Genomic DNA, 13,464 nt, shown 5'->3' on the forward strand with positions numbered 1-13,464 from the left:
AAATAATGGAGGGTGCTATTTATGCCAACACTCGTGATTTTCATTATATTTTCCTTTTCTTTTTACGTCTATTATAAAATAAAGTATTTTCGCTCCCACCGTCCGATGGAACGACGTTGGCTTTCCGCCAAATCAAGCATTGCTCTCGGTCTATTCGTGTTCTTTTTCGGATTAAATCAGTTTTTTCTCCATTCTTCCACCGTCACCTATATTATCGGTACTATTTTCTTGCTAATTGGCGCCGGAAGCGCGTGGGCGGGCTATCGCGCCTATAAGCATTATTTGCCTCTCGTTTTGGAAGAAGCAAAACAAACAGCAAAAAACGGGGCGTAAATCGCGTCCCGTTTTGATACGACTTCTAACGGTCAATTAATTGACACATCATTAGCGCTTTTCCAACGACGACACCTTCGTTATACACTTCCACATCGACTTTTCCAAATTTCCGTCCAATTTCTAGCAGTTTCGCTTTCACATCGATCGTGCTTTCGATTTGCACTGGTTTAATAAAATAAATCGTAATATTTTCAATCACTAAATCTCCGCGTTTATATGCCCGAAGCGCGCGCGTAGCCGCTTCCGTCACAATCGTTGTAAATACTCCATACGATAGTGTTCCTAAATGATTCGTCATTTGCGGAGTAATCGTGCAGCGAAACATCTCCTCTTTCCCGTCACTATTGGCTTCCTGAAATTGGCTTGTAATAATATCATCAATGGTTTCACCAACTTGCGGCTGGCGTTGAATCATCTGAAGCGCTTTTAATACGTCTTGGCGGCTAATAATTCCTTGAAGCCGGTTATGTTCGTCAACAACTGGCAATAATTCGATGCCTTCCCATACCATGATATGGGAAGCGGAGGCGACCGATGTCTTTCCTTTTACCGTGATCGGGTGCTTTGTCATCGCCTTTTCAATCGGCAATTTTCGGTCAAAATCAAGCACATCTTTTGTAGTAACAACTCCTTGCACTTTTAACTGCTGATCCACAACCGGAAACCGGCTATGTCTTGTTTCACGATTGAGCTCATACCAACGTTCAATCGGATCGGTCGTATATAAATATGCTGTTTTTTCAAGCGGTATTAAAATATCTTCGACAAGAACAATTTCCTTTTTAATTAACTGGTCATAAATCGCTCGGTTAATCATCGTCGCTACTGTAAACGTATCGTAGCTTGTCGAAATAATCGGGAGCTGTAATTCGTCTGCTAATTTTTTTACATGGTCTTCTGTATCAAATCCGCCGGTGATTAATACGGCTGCTCCGGCTTCGAGCGCCCGTTCATGCGCTTTCGTACGGTTTCCGACAATCAACAAATCGCCAGCGCCTGTATAGCGCATCATCGCTTCCAGCTGCATCGCGCCAATAACGAACCGGTTCAGCGTTTTATGCAATCCTTCGCGCCCGCCTAACACTTGCCCATCAACAATGTTTACCACTTCTGCATACGTAAGTTTTTCAATATTTTCTTTCCTCTTCTTTTCAATCCGAATTGTACCGACCCGTTCAATCGTGCTCACATACCCTTTATTTTCCGCGTCTTTAATGGCGCGATAGGCGGTTCCTTCACTTACCCCCATTTCTTTCGCAATTTGCCGCACAGAAATTTTTTCACCGACCGGTAAACTATGAATATATTGCAAAATTTGTTCGTGTTTTGTCATCGCCAAGTTTCTTCACCCTTTACATAGTCTCCTTATTTCATTATACGGGTGGAGCAAATTCAATTCAATGAAACGACCAAACACACTTGTTCCTAAAAAAAGCGCCTCCATAAGAGACGCTTTTTCATTTATAATTCAATACCTTCTCCTGGTTTTAATACACGTCCTACGCCATCAGGAAGCAGCGCAACAAATTGGTGCGGATCTTGGGCGATGACCGGGAACGTATTGTAGTGAATCGGCACGACTATTTTCGCGCGAAGCCATTCCGCCGCAACCGCAGCATCTTCCGGTCCCATTGTGAAATTATCTCCGATCGGCAAAAATGCGACATCAATAGAATTGCGCTCACCGATCAGTTTCATATCCGAAAACAACCCCGTATCTCCAGCGTGATAAATCGTTTTGCCTTCGGCGGTGAATAAAATTCCAGCCGGCATACCCAAATAAATAATTTGCTTGTCCTCTGTCACATAACCGGAACCATGGAACGCTTGCGTTAATTTCACTTTTCCAAAATCAAATTGATGCGCTCCCCCGATATGCATCGGGTGGGTATTTACTCCTTGCCATCCTAAATATGTAGCTAATTCAAAAGGAGCAACGACGAGCGCGTTATTTTTCTTAGCCAGCTGCACTGTATCCCCAACATGGTCGCCATGACCATGAGTAAGCAAAATGACATCTGCTTTCACATCTTCCAATTTTAAATCTGTCGCGCCGTTACCTGTAATAAATGGATCAATAAAAATCGTTTTCCCGTTTGTTTCAATTTTTACGACGGAATGTCCATGATATGTTACTTTCATGATCATCCTCTCCTTTCATCATTATTATTCGCGGTGGTGGATGCATTTCCCTGCCCATACGCTTATAAACATTTACATTTTCTTATATTCCTGCTACTCTCAAAGTATATAGAAAGGAGGGGTGCAGAATGAACAAACGACTTCAATTATTTTCCGAGTGGCTTCAAGAACAACATATTTCATTTGCGCTTATTACGTCAAGTCCGAACGTCTTTTATTTAAGCGGGTTTTATTGCGACCCTCACGAGCGGCTTTTAGCGTTGCTCATCTTTCCGCAAGAAGAGCCGGCATTAATTTGCCCGCAAATGGAAACGGCGCGCGTAAAACAAGCTGGATGGACATACGAAATTATTGATTACACCGATACAGACAATCCATGGCAGCTGCTTGAGCATCATGTTCGCTCAAGAAATATTGCTGTAGAGCGAATTGCTGTCGAAAAAAGCCATCTTTCTCTCGAACGATACGAATTGCTTCATACCTATTTCCAAGCGCGTTCATGGATAAACGCGGAAGAAAAGCTGCGGCAATTGCGAATGATCAAAGAGGAGAAAGAAATTGTCGTATTGCGCCAGGCGGCAGAACTTGCAGACTATGCCGTCGAAGTAGGAGTAAACGCAATTGCCGAAGGGAAAACAGAACTAGATATTATCGCAACCATCGAATACGAAATGAAGAAAAAAGGCGTACGGGAAATGTCGTTTGCCACGATGGTACTGACCGGCAAAAACACCGCTAACCCACACGGTGTGCCGGGACTGACAGCCATTCAACGCGGTGATTTTGTTCTATTTGATTTGGGCGTCATTGTGGACGGCTACTGCTCTGATATTACAAGAACGGTCGTCTTCGGTGAAGCGACAGAGGAACAGCAAATGATTTATGATACGGTTCTGCGCGCGCAGCTTGCGGCGATTGATGCCTCTAAACCAGGCGTGGAAATCGGCAATGTCGACCGAGCCGCAAGATCCATTATTGAACAGGCAGGATATGGTCCATATTTTACACATCGCGTCGGCCATGGTTTAGGCATCGAATTACATGAATATCCATCTATGAATGCAACAAATACGATGCCGCTAGAGCGTGGTATGACGTTTACCATTGAACCGGGCATTTATGTTCCTTCTGTCGGCGGGGTGCGTATTGAAGACGATGTGTTCATCACCGATAACGGTGCAGAAATTTTAACGAAATATCCAAAAGAGCTTATAATCGTTTAAAGACAGATAAATAAAAGAAGCGGTCTTTCGGGATGTTGCCGAAAAGGCCGCTCTTTTTGCCGAAAACAAGATTATGATTGTTGTAACAATGTTTTCGCATCTTTATAAGGCAATCCATGTGCCTGCGCTACCGCCTCATACGTAATATAACCGTTCAACGTATTAATTCCTTTCAACAACGCTTCGTTTTGCAAACAAGCTTCTCGATATCCTTTATTAGCGATTTGCAGCGCGTAAGGTACGGTAACGTTTGTCAGCGCAAATGTTGACGTTCTTGGCACCGCACCAGGCATATTCGCTACTGCGTAATGAACAACTCCATGTTTCACATAGATTGGATCATCATGGGTTGTAACGCGATCGGTCGTTTCAAAAATTCCTCCTTGATCAATAGCAATATCCACAAGAACAGAACCTGGTGACATCGAACGAATCATTTCTTCTGTGACGAGTTTTGGCGCTTTCGCTCCCGGAATTAACACCGCACCAATCACTAAATCAGACTGTTGCACTGATTCGGCAATATTATACGAATTTGACATTAACGTCGTCACACGATCCCCAAATAAATCGTCGAGCTCGCGGAGCCGATCTGGATTAATATCTAAAATCGTCACTTCCGCTCCAAGACCAACTGCCATCTTCGCCGCATTGGTTCCAGCAACCCCGCCGCCGATAATCGTTACTTTTCCGCGGCGCACTCCTGGTACACTTCCTAATAAAATTCCTTTCCCGCCATGCGGTTTTTCTAAAAACTGCGCTCCTACTTGTACGGACATTCGCCCCGCCACTTCACTCATTGGAGTTAATAATGGAAGCGAGCCATTTGGCAACTGCACCGTTTCGTAAGCAATTCCGACTACTTTTTTTTCGATTAATTCTTTCGTTAGCGCTTCTTCCGCCGCTAAATGTAAATACGTAAATAAAATAAGACCTTCGCGAAAGTAAGAATACTCTTGTGGAAGCGGCTCTTTCACTTTCATAACCATTTCGGCCGACCACGCTTCTTGCGCCGATGAAACAATCGTTGCTCCTGCTTTTTCATATTCTTCGTCGAAAAATCCTGAACCAAGCCCCGCTCCTTTTTCTATATATACCTCATGTCCTGCTTTCACTAATGTCATTACTCCGGCCGGTGTGATCGCTACTCTGTTTTCGTTATTTTTTATCTCTTTTGGAACACCGATTTTCATTGCAACGAATTCCTCCTAGCTCATTTGCTTACTATAACATATTATTTTGTTAATAAAAGGTGAGATCATCATTACTTATCTTTCTCCTATTTTCACTTAAATAAACGATCACTTTTATCTATCAAATGTTTTTTTCACATCCAATGGAACATAGAAAAACAGAAAAATCACCCCACTGCATCGAGCAAGGTGATTTTTGGAAAAATGCGCTTATGTCCAGTATCGATGAATAACATTTACTCCTCCTGTCACATCGATGATCGCTCCTGTAATCATGTCTGAATCTTCTTCGCATAAGAAAGCAACAACACGAGCGATATCTTCCCCTGTTCCCGAGCGCCCAATTGGTGTCTCATTGTCTTTTATTGTACGCGAATAGGCGATCGTCGCTTCTTTCATCTCTCCAACAATATTGCCTGGGCAAACCATATTAGCTGTAATGCCATATTCCGCTTCTTCTAGCGCGATTGTTTTCGTTAATGACACTAACCCGACTTTTGCGGCACTGAACGCGGATCGGTTCGGCCATCCCGGCGCTCCTGCCGCACCTTGAAAACCATATGTAATAATGCGGCCAAATCGTTGTTTTCTCATCACTGGAATCGTTTTTTTCAATAAATGAAATACCGCACTTAAATTTCCTTCAATCATTTCGTACCACTCATCTTCTGTATAATCAGCTAATTTTTTTCGCTCAAAAATATACGGCCCTGCGTTATTAATTAAAAAATCAATCCGCCCAAACCGATCTAACGCCGCGTCCACAAGCGCAGATAAATCCTCTTTTTTTGTGACGTCACCGCGAACAAATTGAAGCCGCTCTTTTAGATGGGCATACTTTTCTTGCAGTGATTGTACCGCTGTTTCATCACTTCGATAATTGACGGTTACCGAATATCCTTTTTCTAACAACAGTTCCGTTACTTTTCTCCCCAGCCCTTTCGCTCCGGCTGTGATGAGGGCATGTCGCACATCTACTCCTCCTCACCTTAACAACTTCCTGTCTTTACTTTACTATAAAGATATGTCTAAACGCATCCATCTCGCTTAAAAAAAATCATCATGGCGCATAAACACCATGATGTAGTGGAAATTATTCACCAACTTCACGCTTTGGATTATAGTGAAGTTCATCACGATCAACAACCCCGCTATGATATGCATCCATAATTTGCTCGCTAACCATTTTTACTGCATCTTCATCATAATCGAAATCTTTTCTATAGTTTTTTTCCATAATTATATCCCTCCTCGTTCATAGAAATATCATACATATGGTAGTTTCTCATTACTTGTAGCAGGTATACTAATAATAGAGATAGCACTTTTATCCAAAGGGAGTGGAGAACAATGACAATGACGTATAAGACGATTGTTGTTGCTATTGATGGTTCCAAAGAAGCGGAATGGGCATTCAAAAAAGCGATCCAAATTGCTAAACGTAATAATGCGAAACTTATTCTTTCTCACGTCATTGATTTACGGAGCTTTGCCGCCCCATTTGAATTATATGACAGCACCGCCGTTAAACGGTCTGAAGAATACGCAAAAGAGCTTTTAAACGGTTACCAACAACAAGCGTTGGACGCTGGATTAAACGATGTGGTCATCGACATTGAATTTGGCTCCCCAAAAGTAAAAATCGCTAAAGATGTAGCGCAAAAATATAAAGCTGATTTGATCATCTGTGGAGCAACAGGATTAAACGCAGTCGAACGCCTGTTAATTGGAAGCGTTTCTGAACATATCACCCGCTATGCGAAGTGCGATGTGCTTGTCGTGCGAACCGAAAAAGAATAAAGAAAAACACTCCGCAGCATCCGCTACGGAGTGTTCACTATTTTTTTAGCTTTTTCCAACGCTTTTCTTACTTCGGAAAAACCTGTTCCGCCCGCGCTATTGCGGCGGTTAACAGCGGTGTATGGCTTAAGCGCTTCATATATATCTTCTTCAAACAACGGTGACGCTTCCTTATAGACATCCAGCGGCAAATCGGCTAAAAATACGCCTTTTTCAATACAAATTAGCACGAGTTTGCCAACAATCTCATGCGCCTCGCGGAATGGTACCCCTTTGTTGGCTAAGTAGTCGGCAAGCTCCGTTGCATTCGAAAAATCTTGTTTTGTCGCTTTTTCCATAACATCGACGTTTACTTTCATCGTTTTAATCATACCAGCGAAGATTTTCAGCGATCCAGTGACCGTTTTCACCGTATCGAACATGCCTTCTTTGTCTTCTTGCATATCTTTGTTGTACGCAAGCGGCGTTCCTTTCATCACTGTCAAAAGCGCTAATAAATTTCCGTATACCCGTCCCGTTTTTCCGCGAATTAATTCTGCCATGTCCGGATTTTTCTTTTGCGGCATAATGCTGCTTCCTGTGGCGAACGCATCGTCAATTTCAATAAATTGAAACTCTTGGCTTGACCAAAGAATAAGCTCCTCGCAAAAACGTGATAAATGCATCATCAGCATGGAGCTGTTGCTTAAAAATTCAATGATAAAATCACGGTCGCTCACCGCATCGATACTGTTTTCGTAGATGCCGTCAAAGCCAAGAAGCTCCGCGGTCAAATGACGGTCAATTGGAAACGTTGTTCCAGCGAGCGCTCCCGCCCCGAGCGGTGATTTATTAATGCGCTTTAATGATTCACGGAATCGCTCGCGGTCGCGTTCAAGCATCCAAAAATACGCAAGCAAATGATGGGCAAACGAAATCGGCTGCGCCCGCTGCAAATGTGTATATCCCGGTACAATTGTTTCCACGTGCTCCTCCGCTTTTTCGACAAGCACCTTTTGCAATTCTTGAATAAGCTCGATGATTTCCGTTACGCGTTTGCGCAAATATAAATGCATATCGGTTGCCACTTGGTCGTTGCGGCTTCTTCCTGTGTGCAGTTTCCCACCGACAGGGCCAATTTCATCAATAAGCATTTTTTCAATATTTAAATGAATATCCTCGTAGGCAACAGAAAATTCGAGCTTGCCTTGTTTCGCTTTTTCTAACAGCGTAAACAGTCCGGCCTTGATTTTCTCCACATCCTCACTTGGCAAAATTCCGCATTTGCCAAGCATCGTTGCATGAGCGATGCTGCCCTCTATGTCTTCTTCGACTAACTCTTGGTCGAATGGGATCGACGCTCCAAACTCGTCGACCCACTCTTCCGCTGTTTTCTTAAAACGTCCTCCCCAAAGCTTTTTCACACGTTCACCTTCTTTTGATTGTTGACGATGCTGTATACTTTCGTTGGCAATCCGTACAAGGAAATAAAGCCAACGGCCGCTTGATGATCAAATTGGTCATCCGCCGTATATGTCGCAAGCTTTTCGTCGTATAAGGAGAACTCTGATTTGCGCCCTTCGATAATCGCATGCCCTTTAAACAGCTTCACACGCACCACGCCAGTTACGTTCTTTTGCGTTTCTTTTAAGAAAGCGACAAGCGCGTCTTTAATTGGTGAGAACCACAAACCGTTGTAAATGACTTCCGCTAATTTTTGCTCGATAATCGGTTTAAAATGCGCTACTTCCTTTACAAGTGTTAAGTCTTCTAATTCTTTATGCGCCTTAATTAACGTCATCGCTCCAGGACATTCATACACTTCGCGCGATTTAATGCCGACTAGGCGGTTTTCGACATGGTCGATGCGTCCAACCCCATGTTTTCCGGCAATGGCGTTTAACTCCAAAATTAGCGAAGCGAGCGAATACGGCTTGCCGTTTAATGTCTTCGGCACGCCTTGTTCAAAACCGATTTCAATGATTTCCGGCACATCCGGTGTATTCTCCAACGCTGCCGTTAATTCGTATGCTTCTTCCGGCGGAGCCGCCCAAGGGTCTTCTAAAATACCGCACTCGTTGCTTCTGCCCCATAAGTTTTGGTCAATCGAAAACGGACTGTCTAGATCGACTGGAATCGGAATGCCATGTTTTTTCGCATACTCGATTTCCTCTTCACGCGACCAGCTCCATTCGCGAACCGGCGCGATCACTTCCAAATTTGGATTTAGCGCTTTAATGGATACTTCAAAGCGAACTTGGTCGTTTCCTTTTCCTGTACATCCGTGCGCGACGGCAACCGCCCCTTCCAATTCCGCAATTTCCACTAATTTTTTCGCAATAAGCGGGCGCGATAAGGCGGAGACAAGCGGATATTTTCCTTCATAAAGCGCATGTGCCTGCAATGCAATAAGCGCATATTCATCAGCAAATTCTTCCTTGACATCAATAACATATGACTTAATCGCTCCGACTTTTAACGCTTTTTCTTTCACGAAATCAAGATCTTTTCCTTCTCCAAGGTCTAAACAGCAAGCAATGACATCATAACCTCGCTCTTGCAGCCACTTAATCGCAACAGATGTATCTAAACCACCGGAATACGCCAGCACAAGTTTCGGATTTGTCATATTGTATTCCCCTTCCCTTTCACATAAATATACTTGTACATAAATAAATATTCACTAAGTATATTATCACTTTATCAGTTTTTATAAGGTTTTTCAATAGTTATTCATAAAAAAGTATAAAAATACTGAAAGTTGGTTCTTTCTGTTGTTTTTTATAAAATAGAAAATAAGGGAAAGCGAGGGAGAAGCATGGAGCAATATTTCATTTATGATCAACGTCTTGGCATTCCATTGCCGAAACTTGAAAAAGACTGGGAGGATTATAGCGAAAACGAACAACACGCAATTTTGCTGCGATGGGAAAATATTCGTGGAACCATTCCCGACCGTATTGCCGAATTAGAAAAAATTATTAACGAAAAACAAGATCAGTTGAGTGATGAAAACGATTTTGAGCGATCATGCCGGTTAAATTCGGAAATAGCCGAACTCGCCTCGATCATCAACGATTTATGGATTTGGTATCGGATGAATCAAACGGTATCGATGCGCGCTCATCAATAAAACAATGAAGGAGCGAAAAGATGGCAGAAAAATGCTCCTTCTTTTTTTGCCTCTGGATACAATATACTATTTTATTTTTAAATAATATATTGAATATTTTTTCTTTTGCAATTATTATTAATACTGATTCTACTTTTTACAACAGTGGAGGGGTATAAATGCCAAATAAAACGTCCCATTCTTCATTAAGCACTTCTTTTTCTTGGGAGACCGTGTTTCAACATTACGACTGGAATCCACGTGAACGTTTCAATGTCGCTCATGAAGTATGTGACCGCTATGCAGAAGATCCAACTCGCATTGCTCTGTTTTACGAAAACCATTTAGGGGAAAAGCAAGCCATCACCTATCGAGAATTGCGGGATTGGTCGAACCAAATGGCGAATGTATTTCGCAAACTTGGAGTAAAAAAAGGAGATAGAGTTTGCGCTCTTCTGCCTAAAAATCCTGCTCTAGTCGTTTATATTTTAGCTGCTTGGAAAGTTGGCGCGGTTTATGTTCCATTATTTACAGCGTTTGGTCCACAGGCGATTGAATATCGGATTAATCATTCTGAAGCAAAAGTGATTTTGACGAATAAAGAACAACGTTCAAAATTACCTCCAAGAGAAAAAATGCCAACATTAGAGCATATTTTTGTCATTGATGAAACAAATGACCATAACGATTTATCATTTTGGGAAACGCTTTCAAAAGAGCCTGTCGATCATCAGACCGAAGAAACAACTGTGGACGATTTACTAGCTATCCAATACACATCCGGATCGACGGGGATGCCTAAAGGAGCCATGTGGTCGCACAACTTGCTCATTAACATATATCCTTATATGCGATACGCCATCGATTTACGGGATGATGATGTATTTTTAGGAGGAGCCGATCCGGGATGGGCTTACGGGCTGATCTTTTGCACATTTGCGCCAATGTGCTTTGGCGTGCCAATCGTCTTTTACGAAGGACCGTTTAAACCAGAAACGTACTATTCTCTTATGGAAAAATATCATGTAACGAATTTCGCTTACGCACCGACCGCTTATCGCGCGATGGTCGCAGCAGGAGCAGAATTAATCAATAAATACAATATCCGCGTGCGGGCAATGAGTTCCGCGGGAGAACCGCTTAATCCGGAAGTGATCCGCTTTTTCCAAAAACATTTAGGGGTTACTGTCCACGACCAATATGGGCTATCGGAAACGTTAATGCTGATCGGCAATTTCAACGCGGTTGACATGGAGATACGCCCTGGTTCGATGGGATGGGTGCTGCCGGGATTTGAAGTCGCGCTGCTCAGCGAAGAAGGCGTTCCGGTAGAGGACGGAAATGTTGGACAAATTGCTTTTAACACCGATTCCATTCCAAATGTATTTAAAGGCTATTGGAAAGAGCCTGAAAAAACGGCGGAGAGATTGATGGGAAATTGGTTCCTCACTGGAGACTTGGCAACGAAAGACGCGGACGGATACTTTTGGTTCCAAGGCAGGGCCGATGATATTATCTCCAGCGCCGGATATCGCATCGGGCCTTTTGAAATCGAGAGCTGCCTCATCGAACATCCAGCGGTAGTGGAAGCAGCGGCCGTTGGAAAACCAGATCCGTTAAAAGGGGAAATCGTCAAAGCTTTCGTCGTATTGGCAGATGGATTTACTCCATCAGACGAACTAGCGCAAGAATTACCATTATTCGTGAAAAACCGTTTATCAAAACACGAATACCCTCGCGAAGTGGAATTCGTAACGGAACTGCCTAAGACGCCTAGTGGAAAAATCCAGCGATTTATCCTACGCAATCAAGAAGTCGAAAAACAAAAAAACACCTAATCAGACAAAAAAGTGTCCGATTCCTTAAACGGACACTTTTTGCTTTCATCGTAAATCTTTTCTTATTTCCCGCATCACATGGCCAAGCTCCGGCAAAATCAATTTTGTCATCGCAAGGCGTACCGCTCCCGACGACCCTGGGGTGGAAAAAATCGCTGTATCGTTCGCTACACCGGCAATCGCCCGCGATAATATCGCCGCTGAACCGATATCTTCCGTGTAGCTTAACATGCGAAACAACTCGCCAAAGCCAACGATTTCTTTTTCGATGATTTCTTTTACTGTTTCAATGGTCACATCCCGCTTAGCGATGCCGGTGCCGCCGTTTGTTAGCACCACATCGATATTTGTCTGTTCGCATCCGCGCAAAATCGCCTCGCGAATCGCTTCTTTTTCATCTTTTACGATTTCATAACTGACAACTTCATGACCAGCTTCTTTTAATAAATCCATCATTAATTTTCCGCTCTTATCCGTGTCTTTTGTCCTTGTGTCACTAATCGTAATGACTTTACAGCGGACGATGTGCGGTGCTTCTTTTTTATGTTCCGTAACGCTCATATCGATCACCTATTTGATTAAAATTTTTTATAAAAAAGCAGCCTTCTTTCATAAAAGGCTGCTTTTATTCCATATTAACCAATATTCGCCAATCTGACAACGTCCCGGGCGATCATGACTTCTTCGTTCGTCGGAATGACTAACACTTTTACCGGGGAGTGTGGATAGCTGATGAACGCCTCTTTGCCGCGCACTTTATTTAATGCAGGGTCCCAGTATACTCCCATAAATTCAAGGCCGCGCAAGACTTTCGCACGGATCACTTCACTGTTTTCGCCAATTCCAGCCGTGAAAATGATCGCATCTACACCGCACATGCGCGCCGCATAAGAACCGATATATTTATGAATGCGATTAGCAAATACTTCAAGCGCTAGCTCAGCACGTTTATTTCCTTCTGCCGCAGCTTTTTCAAGGTCACGCAAATCGCTGGAAATACCGGAAATTCCAAGCATTCCGCTTTTCTTATTTAATACTTCAAGCACTTCATCCGCAGTCATTCCCGTTTTTTGCATAATGTAAGGGATAAGGGCTGGGTCAATGTTCCCTGAACGCGTTCCCATTGCGACACCAGCGAGCGGCGTAAAGCCCATGGACGTATCGATCGATTTTCCTCCCTCAACGGCAGCGATGCTGGCACCATTGCCAAGATGGCAAGAAATGAGACGAAGCTGTTCAATCGGACGGCCAAGCAATTCGGCAGCGCGTTGTGTCACATACTTATGAGACGTACCATGGAAACCGTATTTGCGAATGCCAAATTTCGTATAGTACTCATATGGAAGACTGTATAAAAACGACTGCTCCGGCATCGTTTGATGAAACGCCGTATCGAATACCGCCACAGCCGGCACATTTGGCAATACTTCTTGAAATGCTTTAATACCGATGATGTTTGCCGGGTTATGAAGCGGGGCAAGCTCGGATACTTCTTCGATTTGTTTTAATACTTCATCGGTAATCAGCACGGAATCACTGAATTTTTCCCCGCCATGCACCACGCGATGGCCGATTCCGTCAATTTCATCAAACGAACGGATAATACCGTGGCTAATTAGCTTGTCAAGCAGCATTTTAACAGCTACCGCGTGGTTTGGAATCGCTGTCACTTCTTGGATTTTTTCACCGTTGACCGTAATTGTAAAAATCGCATCGTCAAAACCGATTCGTTCCACGACCCCTTTGGTTAGCACCGTTTCGCTCGGCATTTCAAATAATTGAAACTTTAAGGATGAACTACCCGCGTTAATCGCTAAAATTTTGGACATATTTCAAACAAC

General features: G+C 43.2%; 14 protein-coding genes. 5 read left to right on the top strand and 9 right to left on the bottom strand.

Annotation, left to right across the window (positions count from 1 at the left end; genetic code table 11):
- Nucleotides 1-21 precede the first annotated feature (21 nt).
- Nucleotides 22-333 carry a YtpI family protein gene (locus DCC82_RS14500; protein WP_015864793.1) on the top strand — a complete coding sequence of 104 codons (312 nt, stop codon included), beginning with the start codon at nt 22-24 and terminating at the stop codon, nt 331-333.
- Nucleotides 334-358: 25 nt separating this feature from the next.
- Here DCC82_RS14500 and DCC82_RS14505 read toward each other — a convergent pair whose 3' ends face one another.
- Together DCC82_RS14505 and DCC82_RS14510 are read right to left on the bottom strand one after the other, a co-directional pair.
- Nucleotides 359-1,669 (bottom strand): CBS domain-containing protein, encoded by a 1,311-nt coding sequence (locus DCC82_RS14505; RefSeq protein ID WP_062679264.1) that lies wholly within the window; start codon nt 1,667-1,669, stop codon nt 359-361.
- A 128-nt stretch (nt 1,670-1,797) separates the two neighbouring features.
- Nucleotides 1,798-2,478 carry a metal-dependent hydrolase gene (locus DCC82_RS14510; RefSeq protein WP_062679236.1) on the bottom strand — a complete coding sequence of 227 codons (681 nt, stop codon included), beginning with the start codon at nt 2,476-2,478 and terminating at the stop codon, nt 1,798-1,800.
- Nucleotides 2,479-2,606: 128 nt separating this feature from the next.
- On the opposite strand from DCC82_RS14510, the gene DCC82_RS14515 reads away from it, so the two are divergent.
- Nucleotides 2,607-3,701, top strand: a complete 1,095-nt coding sequence (locus tag DCC82_RS14515; RefSeq protein ID WP_097354864.1) for a M24 family metallopeptidase — start codon at nt 2,607-2,609, stop codon at nt 3,699-3,701.
- A gap of 71 nt (nt 3,702-3,772) precedes the next feature.
- Here the strand turns inward: DCC82_RS14515 and ald are convergent, their stop codons facing one another.
- The 3 genes from ald to DCC82_RS17715 form a co-directional block, all read right to left on the bottom strand.
- On the bottom strand, nt 3,773-4,894 hold the full coding sequence (gene ald / locus DCC82_RS14520) for an alanine dehydrogenase (protein WP_062679238.1): 1,122 nt from the start codon (nt 4,892-4,894) through the stop codon (nt 3,773-3,775).
- Between the two features lie 210 nt (nt 4,895-5,104).
- Nucleotides 5,105-5,866: an SDR family oxidoreductase gene (locus DCC82_RS14525; RefSeq protein WP_015864798.1), complete on the bottom strand. Its 762-nt coding sequence runs from the start codon at nt 5,864-5,866 to the stop codon at nt 5,105-5,107.
- 121 nt (nt 5,867-5,987) lie between these two features.
- Nucleotides 5,988-6,131, bottom strand: a complete 144-nt coding sequence (locus tag DCC82_RS17715; protein WP_015864799.1) for a hypothetical protein — start codon at nt 6,129-6,131, stop codon at nt 5,988-5,990.
- A gap of 113 nt (nt 6,132-6,244) precedes the next feature.
- Between DCC82_RS17715 and DCC82_RS14530 the strand changes: the two genes are divergently transcribed.
- The gene (locus DCC82_RS14530) at nt 6,245-6,694 is read left to right on the top strand and encodes a universal stress protein (RefSeq protein ID WP_015864800.1); all 450 of its coding nucleotides are present in this window, start codon (nt 6,245-6,247) and stop codon (nt 6,692-6,694) included.
- A 23-nt stretch (nt 6,695-6,717) separates the two neighbouring features.
- Here DCC82_RS14530 and argH read toward each other — a convergent pair whose 3' ends face one another.
- On the bottom strand, nt 6,718-8,097 hold the full coding sequence (argH, locus tag DCC82_RS14535) for an argininosuccinate lyase (protein ID WP_108430401.1): 1,380 nt from the start codon (nt 8,095-8,097) through the stop codon (nt 6,718-6,720).
- Nucleotides 8,094-9,302 (bottom strand): argininosuccinate synthase, encoded by a 1,209-nt coding sequence (locus DCC82_RS14540; RefSeq protein ID WP_015864802.1) that lies wholly within the window; start codon nt 9,300-9,302, stop codon nt 8,094-8,096. The genes argH and DCC82_RS14540 overlap by 4 nt, the downstream gene beginning before the upstream one ends.
- A gap of 189 nt (nt 9,303-9,491) precedes the next feature.
- On the opposite strand from DCC82_RS14540, the gene DCC82_RS14545 reads away from it, so the two are divergent.
- The gene (locus DCC82_RS14545) at nt 9,492-9,806 is read left to right on the top strand and encodes a hypothetical protein (RefSeq protein WP_097354866.1); all 315 of its coding nucleotides are present in this window, start codon (nt 9,492-9,494) and stop codon (nt 9,804-9,806) included.
- Nucleotides 9,807-9,964: 158 nt separating this feature from the next.
- Nucleotides 9,965-11,623: an acetate--CoA ligase gene (locus DCC82_RS14550; RefSeq protein ID WP_097354867.1), complete on the top strand. Its 1,659-nt coding sequence runs from the start codon at nt 9,965-9,967 to the stop codon at nt 11,621-11,623.
- Between the two features lie 45 nt (nt 11,624-11,668).
- Here DCC82_RS14550 and DCC82_RS14555 read toward each other — a convergent pair whose 3' ends face one another.
- Both DCC82_RS14555 and DCC82_RS14560 read right to left on the bottom strand, forming a co-directional pair.
- Nucleotides 11,669-12,184: a MogA/MoaB family molybdenum cofactor biosynthesis protein gene (locus DCC82_RS14555; RefSeq protein WP_097354868.1), complete on the bottom strand. Its 516-nt coding sequence runs from the start codon at nt 12,182-12,184 to the stop codon at nt 11,669-11,671.
- Nucleotides 12,185-12,258: 74 nt separating this feature from the next.
- Nucleotides 12,259-13,452 (bottom strand): acetate kinase, encoded by a 1,194-nt coding sequence (locus DCC82_RS14560; RefSeq protein ID WP_097354869.1) that lies wholly within the window; start codon nt 13,450-13,452, stop codon nt 12,259-12,261.
- Nucleotides 13,453-13,464: the final 12 nt, after the last annotated feature.

It is taken from the genome of Geobacillus sp. LYN3 (assembly GCF_003064505.1).
Lineage (GTDB): Bacteria > Bacillota > Bacilli > Bacillales > Anoxybacillaceae > Parageobacillus_B > Parageobacillus_B toebii.